The organism is Micromonospora sp. M61 (assembly GCF_018070245.1).
GTDB classification, from domain to species: Bacteria; Actinomycetota; Actinomycetes; order Mycobacteriales; family Micromonosporaceae; genus Micromonospora; species Micromonospora zamorensis.
This window is the reverse complement of sequence record NZ_JAGPYA010000010.1, coordinates 138,515-156,735: the sequence shown is the minus strand read 5'-3', so window position 1 is coordinate 156,735 and position 18,221 is coordinate 138,515. Positions and strand designations below refer to the sequence as shown.

The following is an 18,221-nucleotide window of genomic DNA, read 5'->3' as shown; positions in this document are numbered from 1 at the left end:
GACCACCTCAACGCCATCGCCGACCGACTCAACAACCGACCCCGCCGTATCCTCGGCTACAAGAAACCCAAAGAAGTCTTCGCCGAGCTGCTGACCAGCCAGATTGCTTCCACCGGCTGAGCACGGGGCTGCCTCAGACCACGCCGAGGCAGCAAGTTCCCTGATGTTGCGCGGATCTTGACCGGGGTGGGGATACCGGACACCGCCGGACACGCGGGTGGGGCAGCCCGAACGCGTCGGACTGCCCCACCTGTCGCACGAGGGCCAGATCAGAACCCGAGGACGCTCCGCCCGCCGACCACCGGCAGCCGCAGTTCGCTGTCGTTCGGTGCGACCCGCAGCTGGGTGCCGCCCAACGGCAGCAGGGTGTACTCCTGGTCGCTGGAGAAGACGACCACGCCGATCCGGTGGCCCGCCGGGAAGACGTAGTCCTTCGGCTCCATGGTCCACCGGTAGTCGTACAGCTTGCCCTGCTTGACCGGCTGGGTGCGTGCGGCGCTCTTGCGGTTCTGCGGGTCCATCCAACCTCGCGTCACCACTGTCGGCGCGGCGGTCGACCCGGCCGGGCCATAGTCGACCAGGTACGCGGTGAGGTTCGCGTCCGGCTTGTTGTCGATCGCCATCCGCAGCCGCATCTCCGGACGGCCGGAGATGCGCACGCTCTGCGTCAGCTCGGGGGAGCGGTACGCGAGTCGGTTCGCGCTCGCCATGTCCGGGTTGGACACCAGGGTGTCCGGGTGGATGGTCCGCCCCTCGTCGACGAAGCTCTGCTCGACCTTGGCCTTCGGCGGCTTGCCCGTGGTGAGCGTGCCCGGGGCGGTGGCGTCGGTGGCTGCGAACCGCAAGCCGACCTCACGCGCGGCCGGGTCGGGCCAGTTGGCGTACGTGGTGTAGGCCCGGTCCTCGCGCTGGAGCACCGCGGTCGGCTCGTCCATGATGCCGTTGCGCACGTTCCACAGCCAGAAGTCGAACCAGCGGTTCTCGGTCTGCTTGTACGTCCACGTCTGGCCGCTCGGCAGGGTCACCGACGCGCTGCTGCCCGGGCCGCCGTGGCCGCCCTGGTGCAGCCAGATCTTGCGCGGTACGTCGCGCTTCGCGAGCTGGTCCCACCAGCCGGCGAAGTGCTCGGTCTTCACGTTCCAGTCGTTGAGGCCGTGAACGACGAAGACGCTCGCCTTGACGTTGCGGGCGTCGAGGTAGTCCCGGTCCTGCCAGAATTCGGAGTAGTCGCCGGTGACCCGGTCCTGCTCCTCGGTGATGGCGGCCAGCTCGTCGGCGCACTGCCCCTCGGCCCGTGCCTGCCCGGCGGTGTACTGGGCCAGGATGTCGAGGTCCTCGCCCTGGAACGTCCCGGGGGCGACGACCAGACCGTTGGCCCGGTAATAGTCGTACCAGCTGCTGATCGCGGAGACCGGCACGATGGTCTTGAGTCCCTTGACACCCGTGGTGGCCACCTGGTTGGGCAGCGTCCCGTTGTAGGAGACACCGGTCATGCCGACCGCGCCGGTGGTCCAGCCGGCGGAGACCGGGGCGCCGTTCGCGTCGTACCCCTTTGCCCGGCCGTTGAGCCAGTCGATGACCGCCTTGGTGCCGAGCGTCTCGGCCTGGTCGCCGCTGGTGGGGCAGCCGTCCGAGTCGCCGGTGCCGACGCTCTGACCGAGCACCACCGCGTACCCGCGGGGCACGTAGTAGTCGTCCAGCGAGCCGGGCAGGTTGGCCTTCGCCTGGGCGCGCTGGGTGCCCACGTCGAGCGCCCGCCGTCCGGAACGGTCGGTCAGACCGTTCTGCGGCAGCTCGTCGACCAGCACGCTCGGGTACGGGACGTCACCCCAGGTGCCCTTGCGGTACGGGCTGTGCTCGAAGATGACCGGCACCTTGAAGCCCTGCGTGGCGGTCTCCCGGGGTCGGGAGATGTCGATCGCCACCCGGTCGGGTCGACCGTCGTGGTCGGTGTCGACCGGGGTCTGGACGAACACCCGCTCTTCGATAGCGTCGGCGAGCGAGAACACCGGTTGGGTCATGCCGTCGCTGACCACGATGCCGGTGGGCGTGGTCGCGGTGGGCGGGGCAGCCGCTGCTGTGGGGGCTGCGCTGAACACCAGAGCGCCGGACACACCGATGCTCAGAAGTGCCAGATGACGGGGTCGACGCATGCGCGTCTCCCTTCGGTTGGGCTGGTTGCCGGGGTCGGCAGGGGCCGATCTCGAAGATCCATTCGTCGCCATGCTAGGACGGCGCTGGCGTCCCGTCGATCCCCTCGGACGGGGATGCATCCTTCGCGCGAGCCGGAAAACTCCTCGTTCCGGGGCCTCCGAAGATCACAGTCTCGTGCATATGATCTTGCCGGAAGTCGCCCGAAGAGACGGCTTCGTCCACATTAGACGAGGAGCACCATGCTCAGGAAAACGCGGTGGCTGTTGGCCATCGCCGTCACGGCCACGACGCTGACCGCCCTACCGGGCGGCCCTGCCACGGCCGGCCCAGGCGGTATCGGCACGACCGGCACATCCAGGACCTCGGTCGACGGGAAGACGCACACCGTCACCCTGCTGACCGGGGACGTGGTGACCGTACGGAGCACCGGATCGGGATGCCCCAAGGCCACGGTGCGGCCGGCCGACGAGAACGCGGTCATCCAGCAGACCTGCGGCCCCGACGGTCACCTGCACGTCGTACCCGCCCGCGTCGCGTCCCAGATCGGTCCGGTCCTCGACCCCGACCTGTTCGACGTCACCGCGCTGATCGCCGACGGGTACGACGACGAGAACACCACGGACCTGCCGGTCATCGTGCAGCCCGCCACCGCTTCCGCCCGGGTGGCCGCACTCGGTGACGTGCTGTCGCTGCCCAGCATCGGCGCGGTCGCCGGCCACGTACCCAAGAAGAGCCCGGCCACCGCGAAGCTGGCGACCGACTCGCTGCTCGCCGGCGCGAAGAAGGTCTGGCTGGACCGCAAGGTCCGCGCCACCGCCCTGACCGGCGGTGGACAGCACGCCGGCCTGGACCGCAACCTCGGCCAGATCGCCGCGCCCGACGCCTGGAAGGCTGGCTGGACCGGCCGGGGGACCACTGTCGCGGTGCTGGACACCGGTGCCGACTTCACCCACCCGGACCTGGTCGGCCGGGTCGCCGACCGGGCCGACTTCACCGCCGAGGGCGGTGACGCCGTCGACCACAACGGCCACGGTACGCACGTCGCCTCGACCATCGCCGGCACCGGCGCGGCCGCCCGCGGTCAGCGTCGCGGCGTGGCGCCCGACGCCAAGCTGGTGATCGGCAAGGTCCTCGACGACCACGGTTCCGGTGCGGACTCCGGGATCATCGCCGGCATGGAGTGGGCCGCCAACCGGGCCGACGTCATCAACATGAGCCTCGGCGGCAGCGACCCGGACGACGGCAACGACCCGCTCTCGCTGGCCGTCGACGGACTGAGCAGGTCCACCGGCGCGCTCTTCGTCATCGCCGCCGGCAACAGCGGTGGGGCCATCTCCTCGCCGGGGTCGGCCGCCAGCGCGCTGACCGTCGGCGCGGTCGACCGGAACGACAAGCTCGCCGACTTCTCCAGCCGTGGGCCGCTGGTCACCAGCAACGTGGCCAAGCCGGAGTTGGTCGCACCCGGCGTCGACATCGTCGCCGCACGGGCCGCCGGCACCAACCTCCAGGACCCGATCGACAGGTACTACGAGGCCATCAGCGGCACCTCGATGGCCAGCCCACACGTGGCGGGCGCCGCCGCGCTGCTCGCCCAGCGGCACCCGGACTGGACCGGCGCGCAGCTCAAGGCCGCACTCGTCGGTGCCGCCGACCCGCTGAGCGGCGTCGACGCCTACGCCGTCGGTGCTGGCCGGCTCAACGCGGCCCGGGCCCTCGGCGGCCCGACCAGCGACCAGCCGGTGGTCAACCTCGGCACCTTCGCGTACCCGCAGTCCGGGACCAGTGAGGCGAAGCTGAGCTGGACCGGTGAGTCGACGACCGTGCTGGACCTCGACGTGTCGGTCGTCAACCACGACGGCCAGTCGGTGCCGCGGGGCGCGGCGTCGCTGTCGGCGAGTCGGGTGACGCTCAAGCGCGGCGCGACCGCCGGCGCGACAGTGCGGATCAACCGCGCGGCGCTGGCCGCCCGGCCGGGCTTCTACCTGGCCACCGTCACCGCCCGCACCGCCGGGCGCAAGCTGGTCTCGACCACGCCGGTGAGCTTCTACGTCGAGCAGCCCAGCTATGACCTGACGATCCGGACGAAGCCACTGCCCGGCCTCAAGGAGGGCGCGGAGAGTTGGATCAACCTGCTGGTCACCAACCTCACCGACCCGGTGGTCTACTACAGCGGTGCGGGCGGTACGCCCGGCGACACCTTCACGCTGCGGGTGCCGGCCGGCCGGTACGCGATCCTCGGCTCATCCGTCGCCTACTACGTCGACAGTGACGTGCTGGAGACGACACTCGCCGCCGAGCCCGACCTGGACGTGCGCGGTGCCCGAAGCGTGACGCTCGACCCGGCGCGGGCCAGGCCGGTGACGGCGACTGTCGACGGGGTGCCCACCACGCCCACCCGCACCGACCTCACCAACGTCCAGACCGCCCCGAACGGGCTGTCCTGGTGGCACCAGGTCAGCGGGTACGGGGCCCAGACGACGGTCCGCACCACCGCGCTGCCGAAACCCGGCGTCGGGTCCCGGCGCACCTGGGCGGCCGTCAACCTCGACTCGCCGGCCGGCACCGCCAGGCCGTACCGCTACAACCTGGTGCACGAGTACGCGGGCGAAGTACCGGCCGACCCCGCCTTCCGAGTGAGCAGAGCCGAACAGGCGAAGCTCGCCCGGATCGAGGAGCGCTTCCACCAGATGGACTCGGAGGGGATGGTCACCCAGCTGATCCGCAGCGGCTTCACGCCCGACGGGGTGCCGGTGACGCAGACCCACGAGGGCAACCTGCCCCCGTACCGCACCGACTACCTCTCACCCGGCTACCTGTGGGCCGACGAGGGTGTCTACGGTGGCCTGTCGGCGCAGGAGGCGCCGCGCAGCTACCAGCCGGGCAGTCGGCAGAGCAAGGTCTGGGCGCGGCAGCCGCTGCACTCCGGCTGGTACGACGACCCGGCCGGGGCCGAGTCCAGCTGCGCCACCGCGCCGTCGCGTACCCGGGGCAACCTGCACATCGACCTGGTGTCGCTGACGGACCAGCACCAGCGGGCCGACTGCCTCCAGGGCGGCTCGATCGGGGTGAACCGCAAGCTGTCGGTGTACCGCAACGGCAAGCTGATCGACGAGCGGGACCGCCCGCTCGCCGACGTCACCGTTGCGCAGCAGATGGCCGACTACCGGCTGACCCTCGACGTCGACACGAGCCTGATCCTGCCGATCTCGACCAGGGTCAACACGTCGTGGACGTTCCGGTCGGCCGGACCGGACGGCACCGGCAGTGTGCCGCTGCCCCTGCTGGCGGTGGACTACGCGCTGCCGATGGACACCCTCAACCACGCCACCGGCGGGACGGCCGAGCTGGCCGTCCGGCAGATGCGGGGAATCAAGGCGCAGAAGGTGACGTCGTTCCAGGTCTGGACCTCGACGGACGACGGTGCCACCTGGACGTCGGCCCGGGTCACCGGCACCGGCGACACCTACCGGGTCGTGCTGCCGACGGCCACCACCGGACAGCCCGTCTCGCTGCGGGTGAAGGCCGCCGCCAACGGCGGCAGCGGCATCGACCAGACCATCATCCGGGCGTACAACGCCGGCTGACGGTCCGCGCACTGGTGCGGCCCGGCTCCGGCCGGGCCGCTCCACCGCTTGCAGCTCCGCGTCGATCCGGCACCCGCGGCGGGACAGCTCACTGACCCTCCCAGACCGCCTTCGCGCCAGAGTCGCCGGTACGGATCACGTAGTACACGGTGACGGCGGCGGCCAGCAGCGACAACACCTGCAACGCCGGAGTCAGCAACCGACTGGACCGCCCGCCGTCGGTGGTGGTCGCCTCGCCGCCCCTCGGCGGCACGAACCGGACCAGGGCCAGCGCCACTATCGCCAGCCCGATGGTCGCCCACAGCGTGATGTCGCCGAACTCCTGGTGCGCCTCGATCGTCGGAGCGAACTCCGGGGTGACCCGGTTGGCGGCGCGCATGCGCTCGAAGAAGGCATCACCGGACAGCTTCGCCAGCAGGGCGGCGAGCGGCGCACCCACGGCGAGCAGCCCCAGCACCCAACGGGTGTGCGGCCGGATCGGCGGAACGAGCGCGTAGCCGACCGTCAGCAGGGCCAGCAGCGGCACGAACACCACAGCGGCGTGCAGCACCAGCGGGTGGGCGGGGATGCCCATGAACTCCTCGAACATCGCCGTTTCCTCCTGACACGGGCCGGACGTCGATCGTCCAGGAAAGGACGCTAACGGTACCCAAGGGACGTGTCAGCCCCCAAGATTGCCGACGGCGTCGACCACGGCACTGTCGTGAGTCGCGTCGTCCGGGCGGTCGGCATACTGCCAGAGACCGACGCCGACCAGCGCCGCCATCAGCAGCGCCGCTCCGCCCCCCTCGGCTACCGGGAGCGCGGCAGACAGTCCTTCTTGTACTTGAGACCCGAGCCGCACCAGCAGGCGTCGTTGCGCTCCGGCGGCCAGGCGATCCGCGCGCTGGGTCGCGCCTGCACCTCGGCCGCGTACCCCGCCCGGACCGCCGCGTCGGCCGGGTCGCCGTCACGTCGACCGGCGAACGCGTTCAACCCGTCCACTGTGGCGCGGAACACGCCCAACCCGGCCTGACCGGCACCCCTCAGCCGGACCAGCTCCTTCTCCAGCCGGCCCCGGTGCGCGTCCCAGTCCGGCCCGTACACCTCACTCAGCGCGGCGTGCTCCGCGAGCAGCCGGTCGAACTCGGCCCGAGGCCAGAAGAGCAGGTCCGACTCGGCGTCCCTGCGCTCCCCGACCCGGCGCACGAGCTGGGTCTCCAACCGGTCCGCCAGGTCGTCCTGCCGGTCGTGCGGCAGGTTGAGATTCCGGCGTACCCGGTGCCGCTGTTGCAGCAGGAAGAAGACGACACCGGGCGCTTCCGGCGGGCCAAGATCCACCACCGGGTCGATCGCGGTGCTGGCCGGCCCGGACGCCGCGGTCGCGCGCTCGCTGAGCAGGCTGTCGACCGCCTCGCTCAGCCACGTCTCGGCGATCGCCGAACGACCACCCGCGTCCAGCGCCGCACTCACGTAGGCGGGAGCGTCGGGCTGCGTGAGCAGCAACGGGCGCAGCGCGGTCAGCTCCGCCACCGTCTCGTCGTCCCGACCGCCGGCCCGGAACAGCGCCCGGGCCCGCAGCGCCCGAGCGAAGCCGGCCCGAGGATCATCCCCGGACGGGTACGCCGCCAGAGCCTGCTCCGCGTACCGCAGGGCGGCATCGGGTCTCGCCCGGATCTCGGCGATCTCGGCGGCCAGGGTCAGGGCGTCCCCGGCGTCGTCCGGATCCTCCAGCCGGCCCTGCTCGGCCGCCTCGGCGAGGTCGGCGGCGACACCGAGCGGGTTGGCCGTCCCGAGCGCTGAGCGGCGAAGTTCAGCGAGGTCAGCCTTGGTGAGTACGTCTCTCGTCGGCACGATCTCACGGTACGTCGGGGTGCTGATGGTATGCGGGCAGATCACCTGTTACGCCGCTCTCACACCGCCCGCAGCTCCGATCAGCGCCGCCCGCAGTCATGACCACGCGCCGGCTGCCGCCGCCCGGGCGACGTAGGTGTCGAAGTCGAGCGGGTCACGCCCGAGGACCCGCCGCACCCCGTCGGCCGGCTCGGCGAGATGACCGGCACGCATCCCGGCGAACAGGACGTCCATCGCCGTGACCACCTCCGGCGGAAGGCCCTCGGCGAGAAGTTCGGCCCGGTACTGCTCCGGTGTGAGCTGCACGTAGCGGATCGGGCGACCGGTCGCCTCGGCGATCGTCGCCACCGCCGTCGCGAAGGTGAGCGCGCGAGGACCGGACAGGTCGTACACCTGTTCGTGGTGACCGGGCGACGTCAACAGCGTCGCGGCCACGTCGGCGATGTCCTGCGCATCCACGAACGGCTCCGGGGTGGCGCCCATCGGCAGGGCCAGCCGACCGTCGAGCAGTGGTTGGCGCCACAGGTCCTCGCTGAAGTTCTGACTGAAGTTGTTCGACCGGAGAATCGTCCACTGAACGCCGGACTTCCGCACCGCCTCCTCGGCGGCGACCATGCCGGGGGAGAAGTCACCGATCTGGTCGATCCCGCGCCCGGACAGCGCCACGAACCGGCCGACACCTGAGTCGACGGCCTGCGTCACGAAGTCGGCTGCCAGCGCGGGGTCCTCCGGAGCCAGCAGATAGACCGCCGAAGCTCCCGCCAGCGCCGGCTGCCAGGTGGCCGGCCGCGACCAGTCGAACCGCACCTCACCGGAGCGGGAGGCCGCCCGGACGTGCCGGCCCGTGGCTCGCAGCGTCCGTACCAGCCGGCGACCGGTCTTGCCGGTCCCGGCCATCACGAGTATCGAAGGTGCGTCCGTCGTCATGGTCACGAGTCAACTCGCCCGGCCGCCGGCAGGACATGCGCTGTCGTACGCCGCGCATGTCCGATCGTCCGCGCCCTGTCGCCGGGGCTCTATCGTCGGGGCCATGGACCCGTTCGACACCCTGTTGCGGGGCGTACACGCCGACGGTGCGGCCTTCGGCCGGTCGGAGCTGACGCCGCCGTGGGCACTGCGGTTCACCGACGGCGCACCGCTGACGCTCTGCGTCCCCATGCGGGGTGAGGGCTGGATCTCGCACCCGGAGAGCGACAAGCCCCGCCTGGTGCGGGTCGGTGAGGTCGCCGCCGTACGCGGGCCGACGCCGTTCACGTTCTCCGCCGAGCCGCGGTCGAGCTTCGACCCCGGCGAGCTTCGGGACGTGCGGCGCGGCCGGACCGGGACGGTGGACGCGGATCACACCGAGCGCCTGGTGCTGCTGGTCGGCGTGTACCACGTCCGGGGTCGGGTGCCCCAGCGGCTGCTGGGTGCGCTGCCGCCGGTGGTCGTCGTGCCGGACGACCACGACTGTGCCTCGCTGCGCGACTACCTGGACGCACAACTCGACGCGGGCCGGCCCGGCCGGCAGATCGTGCTGGACCGCCTCCTGGACTGGTTGTTGGTGTGCACGGTGCGGGACTGGTTCGACCAGCCCGACGCCGAGGCTCCCGGCTGGTACCGCGCGCTGAGCGACGACACCGTCGGCCCGGTGCTGCGGGCCATGCACGACGACCCGGGCAGGTCGTGGACCCTGGCCAGCCTGGCCGGGCAGGCCGGAGTCTCACGGTCCACACTGGCCAAACGGTTCACCGCGTTGGTGGGTGAACCGCCGCTGACCTACCTGACCGACTGGCGAATGACCCTGGCTGCGGACATGCTGGCCGAATCGACGGCGACCGTCGCCGCCGTGGCACACCAACTCGGGTACGCGGACGCCTTCGGCTTCAGCGCGGCCTTCAAACGGGTCCACGGGATGAGCCCGAGCGGGCACCGACGGCTCGCCCGCGACGGCGAAAGGGCGGCCTGACCGGCGACGTTCGCGCGCCGTGGATTTGCCGGCCGATGTGCTGATGAGCGTGATGACTCACAGGCATATTGATGCCTCACAGTCATCACGCTCATCACCGCGTCCGGTCCCTCAGACCTCACGCTCCGTGGTGCTGGTCGCGCATGGTCGAGGGCGATCAGAACTCCTCGTACACCGCGGGGTCCTGGTCCGCGAGCCGCCCGTCCGGGCGGCCCAGCGCGGTGATGGCCTCGACCTCACCGTCGGTGAGCTTGATGCCGAAGATGTCCAGGTTCTCGGCCTGCCGCTGCGGGGAGGCGGCCTTGGGCAGCGGGATCACTTGGCGGGCCACGTGCCAGGCGAGGATGGTCTGCGCCGGGCTGACGCCGTGGGCGGTCGCGATCTCCACGATGGCGGGGTGCTGCAGCAGGTCGTTGCCGTGGCCGAGCGGGCTCCAGCCCTGCACGAGGATGCCGTGCTCCCGGTGATAGTCGAGCGCCTCCTGCTGCGGGAAGTACGGATGCACCTCGATCTGGTTGACCACCGGGGCGACCCCGGTCTCGGCCACCAGCCGGTCGATGTGCTCGGGCAGGAAGTTGGAGAGGCCGATGTGCCGGACCAGGCCGCGCTCGCGCGCCTCGATCAGCGCCTGCCACGCCTGCACGTACAGGTCGACACTGGGGTTCGGCCAGTGGATCAGATACAGGTCGATCCGGTCGAGGCCGGTGCGGAACACGCTCTCCTCGATGGTGGTCAGCGCCTCGTCGTGGCGGTGGTGCCGCCCCGGCAGCTTCGAGGTGACGACCAGCTCGTCGCGCACGTCACCCGCCGCACGAGCCGCCCGGCCGACCGCGCCCTCGTTCTCGTAGTTCACCGCGGAGTCGATCAACCGGTAACCCGCCCGGATCGCCTGCCCGATCGCGTCGACACCAGCCGAGCCGTTCAGTTGGTACGTGCCGAGCCCGATCGCCGGCAGAGTGGTGCCGTCGGCTGCCGTCAAGTGGGGAATCGTCATGATCGGAACCCTACTCGTGCGAGCTGTCCCGCAGGCCGTGTCTGCAGCCAGCACGGTGCCTCAGGCAGATCCGGGATCACCAGTGGGGGCGTCCCGGATGGCGAGTGCGGCTTGGACGAGCGCGGCGTGGGTCAGCGTCTGGGGGTAGTTGCCGAGGTGGGCACCCGTCGCGGGCTCCACCTCTTCGGCGTAGAGGCCGAGTGGGCTGGCGTGGTCGACCATGGCCTGGAACAGCTCGACAGCCTCGCCGCGACGCCCGGTGCGGGCAAGACCCTGGACGAGCCAGAACGAGCAGGGCAGGAACGCGCCCTCGGTGCCGGGAAGGCCGTCACGTCCGGGCGGGTAGCGGTAGAGCAGTGGACCGCCGGCGGACAGCCGGTCCCGGATGGCGTCGATGGTGCCCCGCACCCGGGGCGAATCGGCCCGGTCCATCCCCAGCAGCGGCAGGACGAGCAGGGCCGCGTCGAGGTCCTGCGAGCCGTAGCTGCGGACGTAGCTGCCCGCCGTCGGGTCGAAGCCGCCCGTCCGGACCTCGGCGGCGATGGCATCCCGGGCTTCCTGCCAGCGTCGACGTTGACGGTCCGGCAGGTGGTGCGTGGCGGCGATGGCCAGGGCGCGGTCCAGGGCGAGCCAGCCCATGAGCTTCGAATGGACGTGTTGGGCGGGCTCCCGTACCTCCCAGATGCCGGCATCGGGCTCCTGCCAACAGTCGGCGACCACGTCGGCGAAACCGCGCACCGCCCGCCACGTCTCGGCGTAGAGGAGATGTCCGGCCTGAGCGAACGCCCAGGCGGCGTCGATCACCCAGCCGTAGCCGTCGAGCTGGTGCTGAGCGGCGGCACCGTTGCCGATCCGCACCGGAAGGCTGTCGAGGTAGCCGGGCCAACCGGACAGTTCTCGTTCCGCTGGCACGTGCCTGCCGTGCAGGGTCAGCAGCGCCGGCAGGCGTGGCCGTTGCAGTCGGCTGGCGTGCAACAGCCACGCGAGGAAACCCCGAGCCTCGTCGGTCTTGCCGACGCTGAGGAAGGCGCTGACGCCGATGCTGGCGTCACGGGGCCAGACATAGCGGTAGTCCCAGTTTCGACCCCCGCCGGGATCCTCGGGCAGTGACGTGGTGGGTGCGGCCACCGGCGCTCCCGAGGGCGAGTAGGTCAGCAGCCGCAAGGTGAGCATGCTTCGTACGACGTGTTCCCGGAACGGCAACCGCTCGTCGATCTCCGCGGTCCAGGCCCGCCACCGAGCTTCGTCCTCGATGAGCAGCTCCCAGGCCACTGTCGGGTCGACGTGGATCAGCGGTTCGCGGTGGGCCACGGCCAGTACGAGGGTGACCGGATGACCTGGCCGGACCGTGATCGAGGTTGGCCGACCCGGTTCAATTCTGAACGTGGGCGTGCTGTCCAGCGCGACCGCAAGCGCCCCCCACTCACACACGAGCCCTTGGCGCCGGTGCTGGGCCCGGGGCCGGCGGTGCCGTGCGCCAAGGCGGGGGTCGAACTCCACCACCGCCTCGACCGCCGCCCGCTCGGCCGACAGCCGTCGCACGATCAGCGACGTGGGCAGCAGGCGACCGCTGACCTCGGCCACCATCGCCTCCGTGAGGCGGAGCCGGCCGTTGCCCACCGCCCAGGTGGTCTCCAGCGTGGCGGTGTGCTGCCGGTACCGTCGTTCGACGACCGTGGCCGGCCGCGCCGGGCCGACCCGGAACGTTCCGGCGTCCGGGCCGCCGACCAGCCGACCGAACAGGGGATCGCCGTCGAAGCGTGGTACGCAGAGCCAGTCCATCCCGCCGTCACTCGCGACCAGGGCGGCGGTGCGCGTGTCGCCCAACAGACCGTAGTCGCTGATCGGTGGCCCGCCAGTCATGGAGATCGCTCCTCGACGAGCCGCGCTAGCGGGTTGCGGATCACCTGGCTTGCAGGAGCAGCCCGAGGCAGACCCCGTAGACGACGTGGACGACAACCGTGACCAGTGGGGTCTGGATGCCGTAGTTGAGGGCGAACAGCCCGGGCGGCTCCAACACCGCCGTGCTGGCCGGCCCCGCCCGTTGCGAGGCCATGCGCGGGTGGACACCAGGAAGCAGCGGCAGAATCACCGTCAGCGCGATCCCGACGTGCACAATCCCCAACAGCGCCCCGATCCACCAGGTCGCGCGGTGCAACAGCGCGAACGTGGCCGCGTAGCCGAGGGCAAAACCCTGCCCGGCGCAGAGGTGGAGGAAGAACCCGACGACCCGGGCCCGGTCGGGATCCCCGGTGACGAAGGCCCCGAGCACCAGGGGAAGGTCGAGCCGAGTGAGACCGGCCAGTTGAGCGGTGATCATCGCCGCGGTGAGCGCCGCGGTGGCGACCAACCCGAACAACGCCCATCCGGCCCAGTCCATCTCAGCAGTCGTCGACGTCGCGGGCGTTCTCCGTCATCGGTCCACCCTCCGGTCGAACAGCGTGAAACCCGCGGCCCGGACCGGACACCCGCCTCGTCCGGCTTCGAGGACCGCCCGATTTCTCACCATAAGCCACCGGACCCGTCACACTGACCTGCTCGCCCAGACGTCCCTTGACTTGTTGGCAGTTGGACGGGCAACTCAGCCGCGTCAGTCATGGCCAGGACGGCGGAGGTGGGCCAAATGCGCGACGACTGGCCCGCACAGCCAAACTGGCGAGGGCAGCGTTGGCGCCACCACCAATCACAGCGCCGATGCCGAACGGCGCCGCTCGACCGAGAACGATGATTCCCTGCTTGGTCCCGTACTTCGTGATGAAGTGCTTCCCCAGGACCTTGTTGATCTGACGCAGCGTTTCGATGGGCACCTTGGCGACAACCTGACGTCCCCAGTGTTGCCCGGTGCGCTCGGCGACCTTGGTGATGGTGGCGGATCCGGATCCGCCAAGCATGATCCCCATGACGATCGTTCGGCGGCGCTCGACCTCGTCCATGCGGACTCCGTGGACTTCGGCGACCGAGAGCGCGAAGAGGGCGCTCAGCTGAAGAGACGAGAGGACTTCGCCGGCCGACAGCGCCAGTGCGACGCCCGTGCCGACGCCCGGCGCAGCTGCAGCTCCTCCAACCGCAGCGCCCGTCCCGGCCAGGGCGCTGACGTACATCCGCTCCAGATTGCGGATCACCTCCGCTGGTGTCGCCTCTGGGTTTCGTTGGCGGGCCCGGGCGATGTTCTTTCGCACCAGTGGGCTCTGGATGGTGATTGCCTTGTCCAGGACGTCGAGGACCCGCTGCCCACGTACGGCCGCTTCCGGAACCGGTCCATCGAGGGCGTCGTGGTCGTCGCGTGTGGGATCTTCGTTCTGGGGTTCCTCAGCCTCAGGCGCCATCTCACAACCTTCATGATCGATAACGGGAGCATCACAGTAGGTGTCATCGTGGTCACGCCGGCTCATCCGGAGCGGTACCTCATCGCGCGTAGTGTCCACACGCGAATGACTGAACAGATCACACGCGCGGGTTGGGACGTCGCCTCGGCTGGCGGTGGCTTCCGTACTCACGGGTTCGCCATCGGGGCGGCGGCGCCGATGACACCGCCAAAGAAGATCAGGACCGTGAGCGCGATCATCGGGCCGACGAAGACGTACCCGAGGATCAGACCCGTCACAGCCATGCCCCGCCCGGACTTCCTGCCGTCCCGGGTCTCGTGCAGGCCGATGTGGCCGAGGACGACCGCGAGGACGCACGGCAGTCCGAACAGGCACCAGCCGCCGAGGAAACCGAGAATGCCGAGGACCATCGACGCGGTGGCGAGGTCGGACGACGGCGCGGCCAGTACGACCATCTGGGGCAGCAGCGGCGGGTAGTGGGTCGGAGGGTAGGGGCCGGCGGGCACGGCCGAGATCGGCGGCTGCGGTCGGGTCGGGTCGTATCCGGGCTGGTAGGACAAGGTGGCATCCCTCTTGGTCGTGTCGTCTGTCGGAGGTCAGTCCGTGGCGCGCGTCGTGGGCTCCAGTCGTTCGAGCAGCGTGCTCACCTCGGTGTGCAGCCGCCGCAGCTCCGCCGCCGTGGGGGCCAGCTCGTAGCAGTGGTGGTGCGTGGCGGCGGACAACGTCGCCCAGGCGAACGCCACCCGACGGGCGGTTTCGGCACCCGGGCCGAGCCGGCCACGCAGCATCAACTGCTTCGCGCGACCCTGCCGGCACGCGGCCACGGTCGGCTTGACCCGCCGCCAGTAGCCGTCGATGCCGCCTTCGAGGGCGAGCCGGATCAGGCAGGCGCAGGCCCGCGGCCACCAGCCCGCGGTGACCGCGGCGGCACCGAGCAGACCGGTGCCGCGCAGCAACTGGTCGGCCGCCGCCAGGCAGCGCTGGGGCGTCGGCGCGGTCACGACAACGCCGCCGCGAGGAAGCGGGCGTCCGCGACCAGTCCCGGCAGGTCCGCCAGGTACGCCCCGTGCACGCCCTCCCGACACGCCTGGTAGGCGTTCACCGCTCGTCGTCCGTGCCGGCGGCCGAGCCAGCCGAGCACGTCGCCGCCCTTGTCGGCGTCATCGAACGCCGCCAACGCGACGGTGGTGGCGACCCGCCGGGACGCGTCCTCGATCGCGCTCTCGATGTCGGCGTGCGGTACGCCCCGCGCCACCCGGGTCCGCCAGACCGCCCGGTGGCAGGCCGCCTCCAGCGCCGAGCGGCACAGCTCCGCGACCACCGGACCGCGTACCTCGGCGGTGATCTCCTCGTTGCGCGCCAACGCGTGGGCGTCGTCCAGGTAGCGGGTCACCGGGTCGGAGCCGGGCCGCAGTGTCACCACCGACTTTTCCGCCCGGGTCACCTCGATGATCCGCGCCTTGCCCAGGTCGAGCCGGCGCACCGCGTCCGGCAGGCGCGTGTCGTGGGTGAAGACCACCACCTGCCGCTGCTCGGCCAGGTCGGCGAGCACCCGCGCGAGCCCGTCCACCTTCGACGGGTCCATGCTCTGCACCGGATCGTCGACCACGATGAACCGGAACGGGCTCTCCGGCGCGCAGCTGCGCGGCAGGAAGGTGGCCAGTCCGAGGGCCTGCATCTCACCCTGACTCATCACGCCCAGCGCCGTGCCGTTGTCGGCGCCGTCCACGCTGACCGGGAAGACCACCCTCCGTCGGGTGTTCGCGCCTTCCAGCGTCATCGCGCCCAACTCGACGTTGCTCTCCTGCCGCAGCTGCGCCCAGATCCGCTGGGAGTGCCCGGCGAACGGCTCGACCCGCTCGTTGCGGATCCCCGTACCGGTGTCCTTCAGCCACGCGCGCGCGGCCTTCAACCGGGTCAGGGCCGCCTCCCGCGCCGGCAGGCCGTCGACGGCGGCCACCCACTCGCGCACGTCGGCCGCCGCCGCCCGCCAACCGGTGTCGCGCTGCCGCAGGAACCCCTCGGCGTACGCGCGGGCCGCGTCCGCCGCCGTCACCACCGCCGGGTACCGCGCGGCCAGGTGGTCGGCCAGGTCGGCAGGCTTCCCGGGTACGCGTCGCAGCGCGGCCACGGCATCGCGCAGCGCCCCGACCGACACCTCCGACCCCGGACCCTCGGGCACCGCGAGGTCGTCGATCAGGTGGTGCGTCTGCCGCAGCAGAGCCGTCAACCGGGTCGTCGCCGTCTGAGCGGCGACGCTGCGCTGCCGCAGCTCGGTGAGCGACTGCGCGGCGGCCGCACGCCACCCACCGTCGAGGGTGCCGGCGGCGCACACCGGGCACGACCCGTCGCCCTCGTCGTCGTGGTGTTCGAGGGCGAGACGGAGCAACTCGGCGCTGCGCAGCGCGGCCCGCGACCGGCCACCGTCATACCGCACGGCCTCGGCCGCCGCCTCCCGCAGCTGACCGGCCAGCCGGTTCACCTCGTCGACCGGCGGCATGTCGAGAGCGGCGAGCTCCCGGCAGAGCAGCACCTCCCGGTCGGCCGTCGCCTCGTCCGGCTCGTCGAGGATCGCCATCACCGCGGCGAGGTCAACCGCACCCCGGCCGCCCAGCAGCGCGGCGGTCCGCCGGGCCCGGTCGTCGGCGATCCCCGCAAGCGCGTCGACCAGGGCGGTGCGCTGTGCGCGTACCTCCTTGATGGTGGTGTCGTGCGGTCGGGCGGCGCGGAGCAGACGCTGGTCGGCGTCGGTGAGCGCGTCCAGGCCGAGGATCGCGAAGAGCGCGTCGAAGAGCTGGCTCTGCGTGCCAGCGGCGAGCTTGCCCAGCTCAGCGGCGGTGAGGAAGGGCCGGTAGAGCTCCAGCGGGCGGGCCAGACCCAACTCCGAGAGGCCGGTGTGTCGACCCTGAGCGCTGGTGACGGTCACCTCGGCGTCGGCCAGCTCGGCCCCCACCGGCCAGGCACGGTTCACCCGCGTCGGCGTGGCCACCCCGTCGACGCGCAGCTCCACGTCGACCCAGCACGGGTCCGGGCTGTGCAGGTTGCGCCACCCCGTACGCCAGACGCTCGTCTTGTCGGCCCACCTGGCGCTGTCACCGGTGAGGGCGAGCTCGACGGCCTCGGCGAAGCTGGACTTGCCGGAGCCGTTGCGGCCCACGACCACTGTGAGGCCCGGGCCGGGGTCGACCTGGAGGGTTCGCTCCGGGCCGACGCCGCGGAACCCGGCGACGGTCACCGACTTCAGCCAGATCCGTTCCGCTGGACCATCTCCGGTGGGGGAGCGGGGGTCGAGTCGGGTGGGGGTGCCGGCGAGGGCGGCGGCCAGGTCGTCCTCGCTGGTCAGCGCGGCGAGGACCAGCTCGGCGGTCTCGGTCGGTACGTCAGAGGCGGCGAGCCGGTCGAAGATCAGCTCGATCAGGGGCGCGGTGGACTGCGGAGGCTGGGTCATGGTGGTCTCCAGGCGTGTGGTGTCCGCGGACCGACGACTCGTCGGCCCGCCCGGGGGAGCGGTGGATGTGCGGGCTACCGCGGTTGCGCGGGTCAGACCGTGGCGTTCGCGTGCCAGTCGCGCAGGAACGCGTCGACCAGGGCGTGCGCCCGAGGACGCAGGTCGAAGGACTCCTCCCGCCGGCGGCGGGCCATGTGCGACAGGCCGTCGGCGGCCTCGTTGAGGGCGTGGCCGCTATGCCCCTTGACGTGCGCGAAGGTCAGGTCGGGTCGGTTGGCCACCTGGTCGGCGAGCCGGACCAGGGTCGGTTGATCCGACCAGCGGCGCTGCCGCAGGTTGTATCCGGCGGGCATCGCGTCGGTCTCGCCGCCCTGCCAGCGGTGCAGATACCGCACGGCCGTCAGGCTGTCCAACAGCACGGCCATGCCCACAGGCACCTCGTCATACCCGGTGAGCAGATAGTCGACCGCGCGCAGTTCGTCGACGAGCACCCGGGATCTACCGGTCGGGTCGAGCCGGCCGGTGCCCCGCCCGAGCAGACCGTAACGGCCATCGCTGACGACGTAGCCGATGCCACCGGCGCGGCCCTTCCAACTGGCGTCGGTTGCGGCCACCAGCGGGCCGGACGCCTGCGCCCAGCGGACTACCTTGCCGCGCCCGCGCTGCTGGTCCGGGCACGGCGGGACATGCTCGGTGTGCTCGGCAGCGAGCCGCTCGGCGGCGTCGAGCAGTTCGCCGGCCGACGTCAGCTCGTCATAGTGGGCGGCGGTGGGAGCGAGGTGGACGGCATCACCGATGCCCTGGCAGTCGTCGCAACGTGTGGCGCGGGTGTAGGGGCGAAGGATGAGGACGCGCTCGTGCAGTGGCGGGGGAAGTTGGGTCAGGGCGCGGAGGAACTCATCGGGGCGCACGACGCCTCCTCACGTCTCAGGGG

The 18,221-nt window shown here is 71.4% G+C and carries 14 protein-coding genes; 2 read left to right on the top strand and 12 right to left on the bottom strand.

What is annotated here, in order from left to right; all coding sequences use genetic code 11:
- Positions 1-269 precede the first annotated feature (269 nt).
- The gene (locus tag KBX34_RS08445) at positions 270-2,153 is read right to left on the bottom strand and encodes a Xaa-Pro dipeptidyl-peptidase (protein ID WP_210924276.1); all 1,884 of its coding nucleotides are present in this window, start codon (positions 2,151-2,153) and stop codon (positions 270-272) included.
- A gap of 240 nt (positions 2,154-2,393) precedes the next feature.
- Here KBX34_RS08445 and KBX34_RS08440 point away from each other — a divergent pair, with 240 nt between their 5' ends.
- Positions 2,394-5,738, top strand: a complete 3,345-nt coding sequence (locus KBX34_RS08440) for a S8 family peptidase (protein ID WP_210924275.1) — start codon at positions 2,394-2,396, stop codon at positions 5,736-5,738.
- A gap of 88 nt (positions 5,739-5,826) precedes the next feature.
- Here KBX34_RS08440 and KBX34_RS08435 read toward each other — a convergent pair whose 3' ends face one another.
- From KBX34_RS08435 to KBX34_RS08425, 3 genes are all read right to left on the bottom strand, one after another.
- The gene (locus KBX34_RS08435; RefSeq protein ID WP_088948750.1) at positions 5,827-6,327 is read right to left on the bottom strand and encodes a DUF2231 domain-containing protein; all 501 of its coding nucleotides are present in this window, start codon (positions 6,325-6,327) and stop codon (positions 5,827-5,829) included.
- Positions 6,328-6,530: 203 nt separating this feature from the next.
- The gene (locus tag KBX34_RS34210) at positions 6,531-7,571 is read right to left on the bottom strand and encodes an SEC-C metal-binding domain-containing protein (RefSeq protein WP_210924273.1); all 1,041 of its coding nucleotides are present in this window, start codon (positions 7,569-7,571) and stop codon (positions 6,531-6,533) included.
- A 96-nt stretch (positions 7,572-7,667) separates the two neighbouring features.
- The gene (locus tag KBX34_RS08425) at positions 7,668-8,498 is read right to left on the bottom strand and encodes an NAD(P)H-binding protein (protein WP_210924271.1); all 831 of its coding nucleotides are present in this window, start codon (positions 8,496-8,498) and stop codon (positions 7,668-7,670) included.
- Positions 8,499-8,601: 103 nt separating this feature from the next.
- On the opposite strand from KBX34_RS08425, the gene KBX34_RS08420 reads away from it, so the two are divergent.
- Positions 8,602-9,519, top strand: coding sequence for an AraC family transcriptional regulator (locus KBX34_RS08420; RefSeq protein ID WP_210924269.1), 918 nt, complete (start codon positions 8,602-8,604; stop codon positions 9,517-9,519).
- Between the two features lie 157 nt (positions 9,520-9,676).
- On the opposite strand, the gene KBX34_RS08415 is transcribed toward KBX34_RS08420, so the two are convergent.
- The 8 genes from KBX34_RS08415 to KBX34_RS34205 all read right to left on the bottom strand — a co-directional run bounded on the left by KBX34_RS08415 (position 9,677) and on the right by KBX34_RS34205 (position 18,198).
- Positions 9,677-10,513: an aldo/keto reductase gene (locus KBX34_RS08415; RefSeq protein ID WP_210924267.1), complete on the bottom strand. Its 837-nt coding sequence runs from the start codon at positions 10,511-10,513 to the stop codon at positions 9,677-9,679.
- A gap of 60 nt (positions 10,514-10,573) precedes the next feature.
- Complete coding sequence (locus tag KBX34_RS08410; protein WP_210924264.1) at positions 10,574-12,376, bottom strand: glycoside hydrolase family 15 protein; 1,803 nt, start codon at positions 12,374-12,376, stop codon at positions 10,574-10,576.
- Between the two features lie 40 nt (positions 12,377-12,416).
- Positions 12,417-12,893 carry a hypothetical protein gene (locus tag KBX34_RS08405; RefSeq protein ID WP_088948745.1) on the bottom strand — a complete coding sequence of 159 codons (477 nt, stop codon included), beginning with the start codon at positions 12,891-12,893 and terminating at the stop codon, positions 12,417-12,419.
- Positions 12,894-13,107: 214 nt separating this feature from the next.
- Positions 13,108-13,839: a hypothetical protein gene (locus KBX34_RS08400; RefSeq protein ID WP_099854608.1), complete on the bottom strand. Its 732-nt coding sequence runs from the start codon at positions 13,837-13,839 to the stop codon at positions 13,108-13,110.
- A gap of 167 nt (positions 13,840-14,006) precedes the next feature.
- Complete coding sequence (locus KBX34_RS08395) at positions 14,007-14,399, bottom strand: DUF4190 domain-containing protein (RefSeq protein WP_210924262.1); 393 nt, start codon at positions 14,397-14,399, stop codon at positions 14,007-14,009.
- 36 nt (positions 14,400-14,435) lie between these two features.
- The gene (locus KBX34_RS08390) at positions 14,436-14,840 is read right to left on the bottom strand and encodes a hypothetical protein (protein ID WP_210924256.1); all 405 of its coding nucleotides are present in this window, start codon (positions 14,838-14,840) and stop codon (positions 14,436-14,438) included.
- A complete protein-coding gene (locus KBX34_RS08385) occupies positions 14,837-17,287 on the bottom strand; it encodes an AAA family ATPase (protein WP_210924254.1) in 2,451 nt (816 codons plus the stop codon). Before KBX34_RS08385 ends, KBX34_RS08390 begins: the two co-directional genes overlap by 4 nt.
- A 92-nt stretch (positions 17,288-17,379) precedes the next feature.
- The gene (locus KBX34_RS34205; protein ID WP_210924252.1) at positions 17,380-18,198 is read right to left on the bottom strand and encodes a ribonuclease HI; all 819 of its coding nucleotides are present in this window, start codon (positions 18,196-18,198) and stop codon (positions 17,380-17,382) included.
- Between the last annotated feature and the right edge of the window lie 23 nt (positions 18,199-18,221).

Excerpts from the sequence above, each read along its gene's own strand:
- KBX34_RS08420 (WP_210924269.1), top strand. The coding sequence starts at position 8,602 with ATGGACCCGTTCGACACCCTGTTGCGGGGCGTACACGCCGACGGTGCG.
- KBX34_RS08435 (WP_088948750.1), bottom strand. The coding sequence starts at position 6,327 with ATGTTCGAGGAGTTCATGGGCATCCCCGCCCACCCGCTGGTGCTGCAC.
- KBX34_RS08445 (WP_210924276.1), bottom strand. The coding sequence starts at position 2,153 with ATGCGTCGACCCCGTCATCTGGCACTTCTGAGCATCGGTGTGTCCGGC.
- KBX34_RS08440 (WP_210924275.1), top strand. The coding sequence starts at position 2,394 with ATGCTCAGGAAAACGCGGTGGCTGTTGGCCATCGCCGTCACGGCCACG.
- KBX34_RS08385 (WP_210924254.1), bottom strand. The coding sequence starts at position 17,287 with ATGACCCAGCCTCCGCAGTCCACCGCGCCCCTGATCGAGCTGATCTTC.
- KBX34_RS08410 (WP_210924264.1), bottom strand. The coding sequence starts at position 12,376 with ATGACTGGCGGGCCACCGATCAGCGACTACGGTCTGTTGGGCGACACG.
- KBX34_RS08415 (WP_210924267.1), bottom strand. The coding sequence starts at position 10,513 with ATGACGATTCCCCACTTGACGGCAGCCGACGGCACCACTCTGCCGGCG.
- KBX34_RS08425 (WP_210924271.1), bottom strand. The coding sequence starts at position 8,498 with ATGACGACGGACGCACCTTCGATACTCGTGATGGCCGGGACCGGCAAG.
- KBX34_RS08400 (WP_099854608.1), bottom strand. The coding sequence starts at position 13,839 with ATGGCGCCTGAGGCTGAGGAACCCCAGAACGAAGATCCCACACGCGAC.
- KBX34_RS08405 (WP_088948745.1), bottom strand. The coding sequence starts at position 12,893 with ATGGACTGGGCCGGATGGGCGTTGTTCGGGTTGGTCGCCACCGCGGCG.